Consider the following 14,328-nt stretch of genomic DNA (forward strand, 5'->3'; position numbering starts at 1 on the left):
CCCTTCACTTTGGCACATCGATGCCGTCGAGGGGCGTCCACCCCATCACAGCAACTCCAGCAGACAGAGTCTCTGGCTGCGTGATAGAAAGGGATCAGGAGCGATCCGTTTCCAACTAACAAACCGGTTCAACCGGTCCCGCTCCGCGGGTCCATTTCACCCTGCATTAGCCTTTGAGGTGCTCAAATGATCTGTGACGCAAAGTGGCTCGGATCGGTTCGTCGAGATATCGCTTAACAAGAAAGCTAAAAGCGATTGCAACTAGCGTCATGGTTGGTACCGCTAGCGCTGCATGATTCTGCGCAACCCAACCTGCCGAAGTTCCGCCGAACAATAGCATGAGTAGAACGTAGTGGGTCATATAAAGCGGATATGAAAGATCTCCGATAAACTCGCTAAAACGGTTGATCGACGGACTCCCGATTGCATTAGCGCCCAGCCAAACAAGGAGCGGATATACGATTGTGACGATCAGGAAATCGTAGGGCTTCCAAAGGAAGGGCCAAAAGAAGGTCGCAAGCAGGATAAGTGGAAGGTAATATGCTGCCCGTGGCAACAGCGGTTGCCTGCCAATACGGTAAGCAACAACGCCCGCGATAAATGAAAAACCTACCCGTACAAAGCCAATCCAGAAGGTTCTGCGGTCGAAACCGCCGTTTAGGCTTCCGAAATCGTAGCACGTGTATGCCGTTGCAACCGCGGCGAAGGCGAGCATCGCTAGCCCGTCCTATTCGTGAGAGTGCGGCTTTTGGGCCCGATTGATGCGGCCGCACATCTTGTCTGACGAGGCGCACAGGATTGCCTTCGGCTTTTCGCCGCCTGACGACCGGTACTTTGCAACGCGCTTGAGGGATGGGTTGGGCGAACGGGGGCGGACGCCCCGCCGGTCAAGGACCGAGCGGCAGCAGCGCGCCGGGCAAGCCGCAGATCAGGTCGGCTTCGGGACATGCCGCGGCAAACGCAAGGCGAATGCGGCTCGTGGTCTCGACGACACGGGCGGCGATTTTCAAGAGCCGAAGACGCAGCGTCGCGAACTCGGCAGCGGCCAATTCCCGGGCTTTGGGAATGGCGTCGCGCACGGTCAGCATCAGCCAATAAGCGGCCGTATGGAGCACGAGACGGACCTGGTTGGCGAGCGCCGAACGGCAGCTGGTGCGATCGGAGGCGAGCTGCGTCTTATGCAGCTTGATCAGATTCTCGGCTTGGCCGCGCGCGCAATACAGGCTGTCGTAGATCCACTCGGCCGAGCCGACATCGAGGCTGGTGACGACGAAGCGGATGTCGAGGCCGAGCATCGTCGCCTCAATACGGGCGACAGTGCGCCGTTCGCGATCCCAGGACTTTGCCTTGTGGCGCGTCTCGGTATAGCCACGCAGAACCGGCAGGTTCTCGATGGCGCGTCGCGTGCGGATGTCGTCGGCGACCTCGTCGACTTTTCTGGCGAGAGGCTTGGTGCCGGACAGACCGAAGATGTAGTCGATGCCGTTGGTCTCGCACCACGCCATGGCCTCCGGCCGGGCATAGTGCCCGTCGCCACGGAACGTAATTTGCGTGTTGTGCCATCGCGTCCGGATATGCCGTACCAGGCGGCGCAGATGGGCACGCACCTCGACGCCGCCCGGCGTCTTGCCGGGCCGCAGCACGACGGCCACGGGCCGGCTCTTCTCCGTGTCGTAGACGTGGATCGGCAGGAAGCAGCGTTCGTCATAATGAGCGTTGAACAGCGAGAGCTGCTGATGGCCGTGGACGACGTCGCAGGTATCATCGATGTCGAGCGTGACGGATGCCGGCTCGTGGGGGTAGCTATCCATCCATGCGTCGACCAAAATGTAGGTCAGCCGGATCACGTCGCGCAGGCGCGGAGCATTCTCCAGCCGCGACAGCGTCGGCTGGGAACACAAATCCCGGCCCGTGTCCGGCAGCCGTCCGCAGGCCAGTTTGAATGCCGGATCGGACCTCAGATGATCGAGGTCGTCGGCGTCCTCGTAGCCGCAGCAGATCGCGAACATGCGAGCGCGGAACATATCGACCAGGCTGTGCACGACCCGCGTCGGATCGCGCCGATCCGGGAACACCCGGGCCAGATTGTTGGCCAAACCGAGACGCCGCTCGGCCATCGCCAGAAGCATCACGCCCCCGTTCGAGGTTAGGCGCCCACCATCGAAGGCAGCTGTGACTTTCTTGGCGTGAACGGCTGGAAACGAGAAGGGCGGAATCGTATCGTCGGTCATGGCGGGCGTGGCGTTCGCGGTTGGAGGTGATGGGGTTGGCTTCGCAACCGAATCCTACGCCGCATCAGCGCTTTACCCCTCAGGCGCACTCTTACGAATAAGACGGGCTAGTGCAGCTCTTGCGTCCGAGAACGCGAAAAAGCTGTGACATCTCGCGCGCCTGCACAGGCACGGTGATCCAGCGAGGGGCAACCTGAGCCGCAGGGGGAGCCCGTGCAGGAGCCTTTTGATGGCCGGGGTGGCAGAGCCTCACGGTCTCGGGGCGCGCGTGGGCGGGGCTCCCAGCGACGGGAGGAACGGAGCCTCAACCGTAGCGGTTTCGTAGCAGAAACGGGGTGAAAAACCCGGTACCTACCGTGAACGTTTGGCAGTAGATTCGTTGATATTACTAAAGAAAATTCTTGTGGCTCAAACGAGCGGTTAGAGGCATCTTGCCCCAACCATCGGCGACCGGACGACCCGGAAGCCTTATGAAACCAAAAAAGCGCGGCCGGCGGCGATGTCGCCGCCGGCCGAATTCGTCTTAGCGAATGACGTAGGGCAGCAGGCCCAGGAAGCGCGCGCGCTTGATGGCGCGGGCGAGCTCACGCTGCTTCTTGGCCGACACCGCGGTGATGCGGCTCGGCACGATCTTGCCGCGCTCGGAAAGGTAGCGCATCAAGAGCTTGGAGTCCTTGTAGTCGATCTTCGGAGCATTTGCGCCCGTGAACGGGCAGCTCTTGCGACGACGGAAAAACGGACGGCGTGCACCAGCTTCAGCCATTGATCTTACTCCGCATCCGGCGTTGTCGTTTCAGCTTCGTCGCGCGGACGGCGCGGACCGCGGTCACCGCGGAAGCCACCACCGTCGCGATCGCCGCCACGGAAACCACCCTCGCGGTCGCCACGGAAGCCACCGCCTTCACGATCGCCGCGGAAGCCGCCGCCACGGTCGTCACGCTCGCGGTCACGGTCAGCCTTGCGCATCATCGCCGACGGGCCTTCCTCGAGCTCCTCGACGCGAACGCTGAGATAGCGGATCACGTCTTCGCTGATGCGCTCCTGGCGCTCGATCTCGGCGATCGCCGCGGACGGCGCGTCGATGTTGAGCAGCACGAAGTGCGCCTTGCGGTTCTTGTTCATGCGGTAGGTGAGGGAGCGAACGCCCCAATTCTCGGTCTTGGTGACCTTGCCGCCGAGACCCTCGACGATGCCGGTCATCTGCGCAGTCAGCTCTTCGACCTGCTGCGTGCTCGCGTCTTGGCGCGCGAGAAAAACATGCTCATAGAGAGCCATAGTGGTCCTTTCCTCATGTTGGCGCATCGCCCGGCGTCAAGCCCTTAAGAGGCCTTCGGAAAGGACTCTGGGATTAAGCTCAGAAGGCGGAAACACGGGACGACGGGCCGACTGGCCCTGCCACACCAAAATCACGAATGATTTGCTGAGACCGTCCGTTCAGCTCCCGGCCGGGGTCTGCGGATGGCGCGCTTATACGGATTTTGGCCGGCTTTGCAAGGTTGGAGGCCGTGCTTTCGGCCCCGGATGGTTCCGGTGCGGGCAGCGGGACCGGTCCTCGCGGACCATACCAGCTTGATTTATTTGTTTGTATAGCATACAAATAAATCAACGCAGAGACCCCAATGGCGGAAAAGTCGGTCCATGAGCCGTTAGAGGCGGCTGGCGACCCCAAGCATGCTGCCCGGGCTACACGTTCGGCCGGCCGCAAGATGCGGTCGCTGCTGCTGGATGCGGCGAGCCCGCTGTTCAGGGAGCGGGGGCTGTCCGGCACGGCCATCACCGACATCGCCGCCGCAGCGGACGCGTTCCCGAGCCAGATCACCTATTACTTCCGCACCAAGGAGGCGCTGTTCGTCGAATGCGCCTGCCGCGAGCTGCTGTATCTGGCGCGGGCGACGGAGCAGGCAGCGCTGAAAGCGCGCACGCCGCGGGACTACACCCGTGCGCTGGCCGAGACCGTGACGGCGAGCGATTCGGTCGCCTTCTTCGCCGAGGCGCTGACGCTGACCCGCCGGCGCCAGGATCTTGCGCCGCTGGTCGAGCGCACCATCGAGCGCCTGCACGGTGAAGGCGCACGCGCCTATGCGAGCCAAGTTGCGCGGCACGGCTGGCGCTCCCTGCGTGCGCCCGACGAAAGCTCGCGGCGATTCTGGGCCGTCGCCATCGGCGTCATTCTCGAGGGGTACGCGATGGGCCGGTCGCCGGATGAATTGTGCGCCGAGATGCTGCGTGTGCTCGGCGAGCAGGCGAAATCAGCCAGCGACACGGCGCGGCTCCGTCTGGTCGCCGAGCGCGACGCATCTGGCAGTTCGAATGAGGAGGGTTAGGCCATGACCGCACTTCGCATGCGTGCCCGCGATTTCCTGACCGACGACCAGCTTGCCGACGTGCGCCAGCGCGTGACCTGGAAAGGCGTCGCGCTGATCGCCCACGCCTGGGCACTCATTGTCGCAGCGATCGCTTTGGTCGCGTGGTGGCCCAACCCGATCACCTACATTCTCGCCGTTGCCATCATCGGTTCGCGCCAGCTCGGGCTTGCGATCCTGATGCATGACGGCGCGCATGGCTGCCTGTCCGCTGACGAGAAGACCAATCTGACCCTGAGCCAATGGTTCTGCGCCTATCCTCTCTTTGCGGAGACGCGCAGCTATCGGCGCTACCACCTTCAGCATCACGCGCGCACCCAGCAGGAGGACGACCCCGATCTCGTACTGTCGGCGCCGTTTCCGATCACCAGGCTGAGCTATCGCCGCAAGTTCATTCGCGACATCACTGGGCAGACCGGCTACCAGCAGCGCAAGGCGCAACTGCTCAACGCGCTCGGGCCGAAGGACTGGACGTTGCGGCAGCGCGCGGCGCATTTCTGGGAGAAACTCGGCCCGCAATGCCTCGCCAATGCCGCGATGTTCGCAGCGCTTGCGGCAGCCGGCGTGTGGTGGGCCTATCCGCTGCTATGGCTGGTGCCGCTGTTGACCTGGATGATGGTCATCACCCGCATCCGCAACATCGCCGAGCACGCTGTCGTGCCCGACAGCAGCGATCCCTTGCGCAACACCCGCACCACGCATGCGAATTTCCTCGAGCGGCTGTTCATCGCGCCGTACTACGTGAACTATCACCTCGAGCATCATCTCTTATTCTACGTGCCCTGCTACAATCTGCCGAAGGTGCATCGCCTGCTGAGTGCGAGCCGGCACGCCGGCCGCATAGAGGTGCAGCCGGGCTACGCCGCGGTGCTGCGGCTGGCGACCGCGAAGCCGGACCGGGATGACCGGCCGGGGCAACTCGTGAACAGCGCGCGCCGCGCGCAGGCAGGGGCGGCGGTCGACGCCAATCAGACCAATGGTGGATTCTAGGGCCAGCATTCCCCGTTGAATCCCGGGCGAAGTTCCTATCTTGGCTTGACATTCCGGCCCCGGACAGTGTCTACGGCCCCCTTTGGAGCATGATCCGGAACCATGGCCTAAGGCCGTGCGTCGTCGGCTGCCGGTTCTCGCAGGGATCACGCCCGACAAGCAGGGAGCGCCGATGACGGCAGCATTCACATTTCCAGGGCAGGGGTCCCAGGCGGTTGGCATGGGCAAGGCCCTGGCCGACGCCTTTCCGGTGGCACGCGCCGTGTTCGACGAGGTCGATGCCGCGCTTGGGGAGAAGCTGACGGCGATCATCTGGGATGGTCCTGCAGAAACGCTCCAGCTTACAGAGAACGCCCAGCCGGCGCTGATGGCGGTATCTGTCGCCACCCTGCGCGTGCTGGAGGCCGAAGCCGGGTTTTCCGTGGGACGGGACGCGGCCTTCGTCGCCGGCCACTCGCTCGGTGAATATTCGGCGCTGGCTGCGGCCGGCAGCCTGACGATCTCGGATACCGCGCGGTTGCTTCGCACCCGCGGTCTCGCAATGCAAAAAGCCGTGCCAGTCGGCGCCGGCGCGATGGCCGCTCTCCTTGGTCTCGACTACGAGGCCGCGATGGAGGTCGCGGGCGAGGCGGCACAGGGCCAGGTCTGCCAGGCCGCCAACGACAATGGTGGCGGGCAGGTGGTCGTCTCCGGCGACAAGGCTGCGGTCGATCGCGCCGTCGAAATCGCCAAGACCAAGGGCGCCAAGCGCGCAATGCTGCTGCCGGTGTCCGCACCGTTCCATTGCAAGTTGATGCAGCCCGCCGCCGACGCCATGGCGGAGGCGCTGGCGAAGGTCACGATCAAGGCGCCGGCGGCGCCGCTGGTGTCGAACGTGCTGGCGAGCGCCATCAGCGATCCCGACGAGATCCGTCGCCGCCTGGTCGAGCAGGTCACCGGCACGGTGCGCTGGCGCGAGTCGGTTGCCTATATGGCAGGGCAGGGCGTCAACCGCTTCTTCGAGATCGGCGCCGGCAAGGTGCTGTCGGGTCTCGTCAAGCGCATTGCGGATGGCGCTGTCGGCGTGTCTGTCGGCGGGCCGAACGACATTGCCGCCGCCAAGGATGCATTGGCCGCTGCGAAGCAGGCCTAGAGGAGTTTTTCAATGTTCGACCTGACTGGCAAAAAGGCGCTCGTCACCGGCGCGACCGGCGGCATCGGCGGCGCGATCGCGCAGGCGCTGCACGCGCAGGGTGCTACCGTTGCGATCTCCGGAACGCGCAAGGAAGTGCTGGATGAGCTCGCCGGCAAGCTCGGCGAGTGTACCCACGTGCTGCCCTGCAATCTCTCCAAGGCCGACGAGGTCGAGGCGCTGGTGCCCGCCGCGGAAGCCGCGATGGGGCAGGTCGACATTCTCGTCGCCAATGCCGGCATCACCCGCGACAATCTCTTCGTCCAGCTCCGTGACGAGGACTGGGAGGAGGTCATCAACATCAATCTGACCTCGACCTTCCGCCTGGCGCGCGCCGCGACCAAGCTGATGATGCGCAAGCGCTTCGGCCGTATCATTGCCATCACGTCGATCGTCGGCGTCACCGGCAATCCCGGGCAGGGCAACTACACGGCATCGAAGGCCGGCCTGATCGGCATGATCAAGACGCTCGGTGCCGAATACGCCAAGCGCGGCGTGACCGCGAACTGCATCGCGCCGGGCTTCATCAAGACGCCGATGACCGATGCGCTCAACGACAAGCAGCGCGAGACGATTCTGGCCAAGGTTCCGGCTGCCCGCCTGGGGACGCCGGAGGACATCGCAGCCGCCGCCGTCTACCTGAGTTCGAACGAAGCGGCCTACGTCACGGGACAAACCATCCACGTCAACGGCGGCATGGCCATGATCTGACGTCTCCTTCCGCACTGCCCACAAGGGCGGTGCGGGATGCGGCAAACGGCCGTTTCCGGTGCGAAATGAGGCTTGTAGTCAAGGCAGTTGAAGTATGATAACCGGACGCTCAACGGATGGGCAAAGAACGCCATTGCAGGTTTTTGAAACCCTGTATATTGGCGATGCGGAGCCTTGGCCGTCTCGCCGGGCCTGCATCGGTTAAGATGGGGCCAATCAAAGTTCGTAAGCGAAGGCAGTCAACGACCACGACGGCTCGTATCGTCCCGGGGGGTCGGGTCTACAGGGAACAACACGAGGTTATGCAATGAGTGACATTGGCGAGCGGGTTAAGAAGATCGTGGTCGAACACCTTGGTGTTGAACCCGAGAAGGTTGTCGACGCTGCGAGCTTCATCGACGACCTCGGCGCCGACAGTCTGGACACCGTCGAGCTGGTGATGGCGTTCGAAGAAGAATTCGGTTGCGAGATTCCGGACGACGCCGCGGAGACGATTCTCACCGTCGGCGACGCCACGAAGTTTCTCGAGAAGAACGCGAAGAGCTAAGGCTCTTCATTTTCGCGGGGACAACATTGAAACCGGACGGGCCGCTGACCAGCGGTCAGCCGGTTTCTTGTTATTGGCCGTGAATCTTTCGATGCGGAGTTTTCGAATATGAGGCGGGTTGTCGTCACTGGTCTCGGCATGGTGTCGCCGCTCGGCTGCGGCGTCGAACCGACCTGGAAACGCATCCTCAACGGCGAAAGCGGCGCACGCAGGATCGAGAGCTTCGATGTCTCCGATCTTCAGACCAAATACGCCTGCACCGTCGTGCGCGGCGACGGCACGAACGATACTTTCAATCCCGATACCTGGATGGAGCCGAAGGACCAGCGCAAGGTCGACGACTTCATCATCTTCGGCATGGCCGCAGCCGGCCAGGCGCTCGATGATGCCAACTGGCATCCCGAGACCGAAGAGGACAAGTGCGCGACCGGCACCATGATCGGTTCCGGCATCGGCGGCCTCACCGGCATTGCCGAAACCGCGATCCTCCTGAAGGAGCGCGGACCGCGCCGGGTGTCGCCGTTCTTCATTCCGGGCCGCCTCATCAATCTTGCTTCCGGCTACGTCTCGATCGCGCACGGTCTGAAGGGGCCGAACCATTCGGTGGTCACGGCCTGCTCGACCGGTGCACATGCGGTCGGCGACGCCGCCCGTCTGATTGCGCTGGGCGATGCCGACGTCATGGTTGCCGGCGGCGCCGAGTCGCCGATCAGCCGTATCGGCATTGCCGGCTTCAACGCCGCGCGCGCGCTCTCGACCGGTTTCAACGAAACGCCCGAGAAGGCATCGCGTCCCTACGACAAGGACCGCGACGGCTTCGTGATGGGCGAGGGCGCCGGTGTCCTCGTCCTGGAAGAACTCGAGCACGCTCAGCGCCGCGGCGCCAAGATCTACGCCGAGGTGATCGGCTACGGTCTTTCGGGCGATGCCTATCACATCACCTCGCCGTCGCCCGATGGCGATGGCGGCTTCCGCAGCATGTCGGCAGCGCTCAAGCGCGCCGGCCTCACGGCATCCGATCTCGACTACATCAACGCCCACGGCACCTCGACACCGCTCGGCGACGAGATCGAGCTCGGTGCGGTCGAGCGGCTGCTCGGCAACGCCGCTTCCAAGGTCGCGATGTCCTCGACCAAATCCTCGACCGGCCATCTCCTCGGTGCCGCCGGCGCGATCGAGGCAATCTTCGCCATTCTCGCGATTCGCGATAATGTCGTGCCGCCGACCATCAATCTGGACAATCCGTCGGTCGAGACTGCGATCGATCTCGTGCCGCACATTGCGAAGGAGCGCGAGGTCAACGTCGCGTTGTCGAATTCTTTTGGTTTTGGCGGTACCAACGCGTCGGTGATCTTCCGCCGCCTGGTTCATTAGTTTGCGTTTGAAACGAATCCACCGTTTTGCCGTATTCAGCGATAGTCATACCCCGTGGGCGCGTGCATTGGCTCGACAAGCGATTGTCTGGCCGCGATTGAACCGGCAGGATTCAGGTTGCTTCGATGAGTGAAAGGCCGCCCATTTCGCCCCGGAGTCCGCGGGCAGCGCTGGAGCCCGAGCAGGTTCCGCCGCCGCCGAGGCGATCGGACCGGGCGCGCAATCCCTTCGTGATCGTCGGCAACGCCATCATCACCCTTCTGCTGATCGCCATGTTGGGCGCCGGCGGCGTCTACTATTACGGCCGGCAGTTGCTCGAGGCGCCGGGGCCGCTGAAGGAAGACAAGATCGTCAACATCCCGCAGCGGGCCGGCAAGCGCGACATCGCCGAGACGCTGAACCGGGAAGGCGTGGCCGACGTCAATCCCTGGGTGTTCATCGCCAGCGTCGCCGCGCTGAAGGCGAGCTCGGACCTCAAGCCGGGTGAATATTCGTTCCAGAAGAACGCCTCCTTGCGCGACGTCATCGCCACTATCGTCGAGGGCAAGGTGGTGCAGCATTCCGTTACGATCCCGGAAGGCCTGACCTCCGAGCAGATCGTGGCGCGGCTGTCCGACAACGACATCTTCACCGGCAGCGTCCGCGAGTTGCCGCGTGAAGGCACGCTGCTGCCAGAGACCTACAAGTTCCCGCGCGGGACCCCGCGCGATCAGGTGATCCAGCGCATGCAACAGGCGCACAAGCGCGTGCTGGCCGAGATCTGGGAGCGCCGCAGCCAGGACATTCCGGTGAAATCTCCGGAGCAACTGGTGACGCTGGCCTCGATCGTTGAGAAGGAAACCGGCAAGCCGGACGAGCGCAGCCGTGTCGCTGCCGTATTCGCCAACCGGCTGAAGCAGAAAATCAAGCTGCAGTCCGATCCGACCATCATCTACGGCCTTGTCGGCGGCAAGGGTACGCTCGGCCGACCGATCAAGCGCAGCGAGATTACGCAGCCTTCGCCCTACAACACCTATGTGATCGAGGGACTGCCGCCCGGCCCGATCTCCAATCCCGGCCGCGCCTCGCTGGAAGCCACCGCCAACCCGGCCCGCACCCGTGACCTCTATTTCGTCGCCGACGGCACCGGCGGCCATGCCTTCACCGAGACCTACGACGCGCACCAGAAGAACGTCGCCAAGCTGCGCGCGATGGAGAAGCAGATCCAGAACGACACGGTCGAGCCGGCCGAGGATGCGCAGCCGCCGGCGGCCGCCGCGCCCGGCGCTGCCGCGGATCCGCCGACCGCGACCACGCCGGCGCGGCCCAATCAGCAGAAAAAGCCGCCAGCCGCTCGCCCCGCTGGTCCCGCGCCCGCCCGCCAGGGCGCGGTGCAGCCGTCGCCGCCGGTGGTCCAGCGCTAGGTTCGCGCAGATCTGCCTGCGGGACTTTGCGGATTCCACTTTCCTGCAAAATAGTCTTAAGATTCGCGTGGCCTGATGGGCCTCGCGAATCCTGTGTTTCCGGAGAAATTGACCTGATGGCGCTGTCGTCCATGACCGGCTTTGCCCGAAGCCACGGCGCTAGCGGGCCGTATACGTTCGAATGGGAATTGAAGTCGGTCAACGCCAAGGGCTTTGACCTCAGGGTGCGGTTGCCGCAGGGGTTCGACGAGCTCGAGGCCCACGCCAAGAAGCGCGCCGGCGAGCTTCTGTCGCGCGGCACCGTCTATGCCAATCTCAACGTCAAGCGGGCCAACGCCGCAGCCTCCGTCCGCGTCAACGAGGACGTGCTCAACGCCGTCCTGAAGGCGGCCGCGATGATCGCCGGCAAGGTCGACGCGGTTGCGCCGAGCGTCGACGGCCTGCTCGCCATCAAGGGCGTCGTCGAGGTCGCCGAGCCCGAGGGTGACGAGGAGGAGGACAAGGCCGCGCGTGCCGCGGCTGCGGAGGCCTTCGACAAGGCGCTCGCCGATCTCGTCGAGATGCGCAAGCGCGAGGGCACATCGCTCGGGCAGATCCTGACCCAGCGGGTCGACGAGGTCGAGGTGCTGGCGAGGAAGGCGGAAGCCGCGCCGGGCCGCAAGCCCGAGGCGATCAAGGCGAGGCTCGCCGAGCAGATCGCAACCCTGCTCGACACCTCCGACCGTTTCGATTCCGACCGCCTGATGCAGGAGGCGATCCTGATTGCCACCAGGGCCGACATCCGCGAGGAGCTCGACCGCATCGCCTCCCACATCGCGCAGGCGCGCGAGCTGATAGGCAAGGGCGGCCCGATCGGCCGCAAGCTCGACTTCCTGGCGCAGGAATTTCACCGCGAGGTCAACACCTGCTGCTCGAAGTCGAACGATATCGAGCTGACCAATACGGGCCTGGCCATGAAGAACGTGGTCGAGCAATTCCGCGAACAGGTCCAGAATCTGGAGTGATCGATGACGGCGGGCGGTCACGGAACTGACGGTGTCGAGCGGCGTGGATTGATGTTCGTGCTGTCCTCGCCGTCGGGCGCGGGCAAGACGACGCTGTCGCGTCTACTGATCGACCGCATGCCCGGCCTGCGGATGTCGGTCTCCGCGACCACGCGTGCGATGCGGCCCGGCGAGGTCGACGGCCGCGACTACCTGTTCGTCGACAAGGCCAGGTTCGGCGCGATGGTGAAGGGCGACGAGCTGCTGGAATGGGCGACGGTGTTCGACAACAGCTACGGCACGCCGCGTGCGCCGGTCGAGGCGGCGCTGTCGGCCGGGCAGGACGTGCTGTTCGACATCGACTGGCAGGGCACGCAGCAGCTCCGCGAGAAGGCGCGCGCGGACGTTGTCAGCGTGTTCATTTTACCGCCCTCGGCCGCCGATCTCGAGAAGCGGCTGCATTCGCGCGCGCAGGATTCCGACGAGGTGATCCGCAAGCGCATGAGCCGCGCCAGCCACGAGATGAGCCACTGGGCCGAGTACGACTACATCGTCATCAACCACGCGGTCGACGAGGCGTTTGCCGAAGTGCAGTCGATCCTGAAGGCCGAGCGCCTCAAGCGCGAGCGGCGGACTGGCCTCGTTGGTTTCGTACGAGGTTTGCAAGGCCAGCTTCAAGGTTAGGCTTCGCGAGGCGCGGTCCTTCCTGCGCCAGCCGTTCCAGCATCGCCGTGATCACGTCGACGTCGACGGCGTCCTCGATCTGCACGTCGTCATCGCGATCGGCCGCCCCCTTGTCATTGACGTCGTTGGCCGCGAGCCGGGGGGCCGATGCCTCGATCTCGAACTCTCCGTTGAACATGTTGGCCTCGTCGAGCTCTGCGACCTCGTTGCTGGCTTGGGGCGCCCGCTGATCGACGGCATCGATCGCGTGATCGATCGCCTTGAGCTGCGCGGCTTCGCGCTGGGTGGCTTCGCGCTGGGCAGCTCGGGGACGCCCGGCCGCCTGGGGACGGGCGGCATCGAAATCCACCGGACGCGGCTGTTGCGCGCGCGGCGCGGCAGTCGGCATCGCCTCGAGCCAGGGTGCGCGGCCGTCGTCGTTCGGCTCCCGATTGTCCCAATTGACGCGACGATCCTGAACTCGGACGCGTCGTCCGCCTGCGAAGCGATAGATGATGCTGGCGAGGAGGCCGGCGAGCGCCAGCGCGCCACCGATCACGAGCAGCAGCGTCTGGAGCGAGCCGGTCGCTTTATCGGTGGTGGCATCTGCTGCGGCAAGCGCGACCGGGGCAGGGGATTTTGACGGCTTCGCGCTCGGCGGCGCAGGCGAGGCAACAGGAGCGGGCGCAGCTTGCGGTGCGGGCGACGTGGCCGCGGCGGAGGCATCGGGCCAGCGCGTGGCGACCGCGGGCTGCTGCGCGTTGCTGTCGGCGGAGGGAGTGGCAGCTTGTTGCATCGGCGCCGGTTTCGCTGGTGCGGGCGCATTCGGCGTCGTCGGCGCGGTATTGCCCTGCGGCGTCAGATATTCGGCGCGTGCGTCCTGCACTGGGTGCTGCTGCTGCGGCGCTGCTGAATCTGCCGTCGGTGCATCGGGCGCAGCCTGCGCGGTCTGCACGGCCTTGGCGCTGTCCTTGCTGCCTTCGGCGCGCAGATACCAGCATTGCCGCTTGCTCCCGCGCTCCAGGCGATAGTACCAATGCTGCCCCTGCGGCGCCACGCCCTTTGGCGAGGCGAGGCAGTCGCTGGCGGCATTTGCCGAGCTCGTTGCCTCCGGCGCATTCTGCGACACGGCGGCCAGTGGTGCGCCGGCGATGATGCTGCCGACAAGCGCAGATATGAACTTCGCGGTGCGGTTGCCCATCCTGGTCTCCCGATTACGCATAACGCAACTCTTTACCTTCCCTTTGTCATCAAAGACTTGGGTGGCAATGAGCCGCAAATCCGGAGAGGATGTGGCTTGAATCGGGCCTGCGCGGCGTTCGTTCCGCCGCGAATTCAGGCGTTTTCGAGGGCTATTGCTTCGCCGAACTCCAGGTTCCGCCGCAGCCGTCGGAGCGGCGCCACGTTCCGGAACCACTGCGGCCCGAGAGCCGGCCCGTGCTGGTAAAGGTCACGCCTTGGCCCTGGCCGAACGTGCTGACCGAGCCGCCCGTGCTGACGGTTCCGCGAACGCCTTCGCCGATGATCTTGCCCGAGCTCACGACGACAGCGCCGCTCGTGCTGCCGCCGCAACCAACGCTGACGACCGCCCAGGCGCCGTCGAAACCACCGCCGCCACCTCCACCGCCACCTCCGCTTCGCCGAGGCGACGAGCGTTCCTCGGTCGCCGGCTTGCTCCGGCGTGAGGGCGCGGCCGGTTCGGCCGAGCGGCCTGAAGAAGTATCCTGGCGCGAGCCGGACAGCGACTTTTCGTCGTTGCCGATCGAGCCGCCGGCGCTGCCGGACTGCGCGAAGGCGGACGACGAGGCGAGGGCGAGGTTGAGGAGGGACGCAAGGGCGATCGTACGGACGACGGCATTGGGCATGAGGAAACAATCCGAAATGAAAAAGGT

Annotated in this window: 15 protein-coding genes; 9 read left to right on the forward strand and 6 right to left on the reverse strand. The window is 64.7% G+C overall.

The features are described 5' to 3' along the window. Positions 1 to 166: 166 nt before the first annotated feature. The 4 genes from J4G43_RS23095 to rpsF form a co-directional block, all read right to left on the reverse strand. Positions 167 to 715: an acyltransferase family protein gene (locus tag J4G43_RS23095; protein ID WP_225005047.1), complete on the reverse strand. Its 549-nt coding sequence runs from the start codon at positions 713 to 715 to the stop codon at positions 167 to 169. A 172-nt stretch (positions 716 to 887) separates the two neighbouring features. Then, a complete protein-coding gene (locus tag J4G43_RS23100; RefSeq protein WP_208086421.1) occupies positions 888 to 2,231 on the reverse strand; it encodes an IS1380-like element ISBdi2 family transposase in 1,344 nt (447 codons plus the stop codon). A 523-nt stretch (positions 2,232 to 2,754) separates the two neighbouring features. After that, a complete protein-coding gene (gene rpsR, locus J4G43_RS23105; RefSeq protein ID WP_208086422.1) occupies positions 2,755 to 2,994 on the reverse strand; it encodes a 30S ribosomal protein S18 in 240 nt (79 codons plus the stop codon). A 5-nt stretch (positions 2,995 to 2,999) separates the two neighbouring features. Then, entirely contained in the window at positions 3,000 to 3,506 is a 507-nt protein-coding gene (gene rpsF, locus J4G43_RS23110) for a 30S ribosomal protein S6 (protein ID WP_014495806.1), read from the reverse strand. Between the two features lie 344 nt (positions 3,507 to 3,850). Between rpsF and J4G43_RS23115 the strand changes: the two genes are divergently transcribed. The 9 genes from J4G43_RS23115 to gmk all read left to right on the forward strand — a co-directional run bounded on the left by J4G43_RS23115 (position 3,851) and on the right by gmk (position 12,457). Continuing rightward, positions 3,851 to 4,555: a TetR/AcrR family transcriptional regulator C-terminal domain-containing protein gene (locus J4G43_RS23115; protein WP_208086423.1), complete on the forward strand. Its 705-nt coding sequence runs from the start codon at positions 3,851 to 3,853 to the stop codon at positions 4,553 to 4,555. A 3-nt stretch (positions 4,556 to 4,558) separates the two neighbouring features. After that, complete coding sequence (locus J4G43_RS23120; RefSeq protein ID WP_208086424.1) at positions 4,559 to 5,584, forward strand: fatty acid desaturase family protein; 1,026 nt, start codon at positions 4,559 to 4,561, stop codon at positions 5,582 to 5,584. A 172-nt stretch (positions 5,585 to 5,756) separates the two neighbouring features. Beyond that, on the forward strand, positions 5,757 to 6,716 hold the full coding sequence (gene fabD, locus J4G43_RS23125) for an ACP S-malonyltransferase (protein WP_038931867.1): 960 nt from the start codon (positions 5,757 to 5,759) through the stop codon (positions 6,714 to 6,716). 12 nt (positions 6,717 to 6,728) lie between these two features. Beyond that, on the forward strand, positions 6,729 to 7,466 hold the full coding sequence (fabG, locus tag J4G43_RS23130; protein WP_208086425.1) for a 3-oxoacyl-[acyl-carrier-protein] reductase: 738 nt from the start codon (positions 6,729 to 6,731) through the stop codon (positions 7,464 to 7,466). Positions 7,467 to 7,773: 307 nt separating this feature from the next. Next, on the forward strand, positions 7,774 to 8,013 hold the full coding sequence (locus J4G43_RS23135; protein WP_008130699.1) for an acyl carrier protein: 240 nt from the start codon (positions 7,774 to 7,776) through the stop codon (positions 8,011 to 8,013). Between the two features lie 108 nt (positions 8,014 to 8,121). Continuing rightward, complete coding sequence (gene fabF / locus J4G43_RS23140; RefSeq protein ID WP_208086426.1) at positions 8,122 to 9,387, forward strand: beta-ketoacyl-ACP synthase II; 1,266 nt, start codon at positions 8,122 to 8,124, stop codon at positions 9,385 to 9,387. Positions 9,388 to 9,512: 125 nt separating this feature from the next. Continuing rightward, the gene (gene mltG / locus J4G43_RS23145) at positions 9,513 to 10,790 is read left to right on the forward strand and encodes an endolytic transglycosylase MltG (protein ID WP_208086427.1); all 1,278 of its coding nucleotides are present in this window, start codon (positions 9,513 to 9,515) and stop codon (positions 10,788 to 10,790) included. Between the two features lie 116 nt (positions 10,791 to 10,906). Further along, complete coding sequence (locus J4G43_RS23150; protein WP_063983695.1) at positions 10,907 to 11,794, forward strand: YicC/YloC family endoribonuclease; 888 nt, start codon at positions 10,907 to 10,909, stop codon at positions 11,792 to 11,794. 3 nt (positions 11,795 to 11,797) lie between these two features. Then, positions 11,798 to 12,457 carry a guanylate kinase gene (gene gmk, locus J4G43_RS23155; RefSeq protein WP_208086428.1) on the forward strand — a complete coding sequence of 220 codons (660 nt, stop codon included), beginning with the start codon at positions 11,798 to 11,800 and terminating at the stop codon, positions 12,455 to 12,457. Here the strand turns inward: gmk and J4G43_RS23160 are convergent. Beyond that, entirely contained in the window at positions 12,390 to 13,637 is a 1,248-nt protein-coding gene (locus J4G43_RS23160; RefSeq protein WP_208086429.1) for a hypothetical protein, read from the reverse strand. The genes gmk and J4G43_RS23160 overlap by 68 nt on opposite strands. A gap of 151 nt (positions 13,638 to 13,788) precedes the next feature. After that, entirely contained in the window at positions 13,789 to 14,301 is a 513-nt protein-coding gene (locus J4G43_RS23165; protein WP_063983692.1) for a hypothetical protein, read from the reverse strand. Positions 14,302 to 14,328: the final 27 nt, after the last annotated feature.

Source organism: Bradyrhizobium barranii subsp. barranii, assembly GCF_017565645.3.
Lineage (GTDB): Bacteria > Pseudomonadota > Alphaproteobacteria > Rhizobiales > Xanthobacteraceae > Bradyrhizobium > Bradyrhizobium barranii.

Excerpts from the sequence above, each read along its gene's own strand:
- J4G43_RS23095 (WP_225005047.1), bottom strand. The coding sequence starts at position 715 with ATGCTCGCCTTCGCCGCGGTTGCAACGGCATACACGTGCTACGATTTC.
- J4G43_RS23100 (WP_208086421.1), bottom strand. The coding sequence starts at position 2,231 with ATGACCGACGATACGATTCCGCCCTTCTCGTTTCCAGCCGTTCACGCC.
- J4G43_RS23165 (WP_063983692.1), bottom strand. The coding sequence starts at position 14,301 with ATGCCCAATGCCGTCGTCCGTACGATCGCCCTTGCGTCCCTCCTCAAC.
- gmk (WP_208086428.1), top strand. The coding sequence starts at position 11,798 with ATGACGGCGGGCGGTCACGGAACTGACGGTGTCGAGCGGCGTGGATTG.
- J4G43_RS23135 (WP_008130699.1), top strand. The coding sequence starts at position 7,774 with ATGAGTGACATTGGCGAGCGGGTTAAGAAGATCGTGGTCGAACACCTT.
- J4G43_RS23115 (WP_208086423.1), top strand. The coding sequence starts at position 3,851 with ATGGCGGAAAAGTCGGTCCATGAGCCGTTAGAGGCGGCTGGCGACCCC.
- fabF (WP_208086426.1), top strand. The coding sequence starts at position 8,122 with ATGAGGCGGGTTGTCGTCACTGGTCTCGGCATGGTGTCGCCGCTCGGC.
- rpsR (WP_208086422.1), bottom strand. The coding sequence starts at position 2,994 with ATGGCTGAAGCTGGTGCACGCCGTCCGTTTTTCCGTCGTCGCAAGAGC.
- rpsF (WP_014495806.1), bottom strand. The coding sequence starts at position 3,506 with ATGGCTCTCTATGAGCATGTTTTTCTCGCGCGCCAAGACGCGAGCACG.
- J4G43_RS23160 (WP_208086429.1), bottom strand. The coding sequence starts at position 13,637 with ATGGGCAACCGCACCGCGAAGTTCATATCTGCGCTTGTCGGCAGCATC.
- mltG (WP_208086427.1), top strand. The coding sequence starts at position 9,513 with ATGAGTGAAAGGCCGCCCATTTCGCCCCGGAGTCCGCGGGCAGCGCTG.
- J4G43_RS23150 (WP_063983695.1), top strand. The coding sequence starts at position 10,907 with ATGGCGCTGTCGTCCATGACCGGCTTTGCCCGAAGCCACGGCGCTAGC.
- fabD (WP_038931867.1), top strand. The coding sequence starts at position 5,757 with ATGACGGCAGCATTCACATTTCCAGGGCAGGGGTCCCAGGCGGTTGGC.
- J4G43_RS23120 (WP_208086424.1), top strand. The coding sequence starts at position 4,559 with ATGACCGCACTTCGCATGCGTGCCCGCGATTTCCTGACCGACGACCAG.
- fabG (WP_208086425.1), top strand. The coding sequence starts at position 6,729 with ATGTTCGACCTGACTGGCAAAAAGGCGCTCGTCACCGGCGCGACCGGC.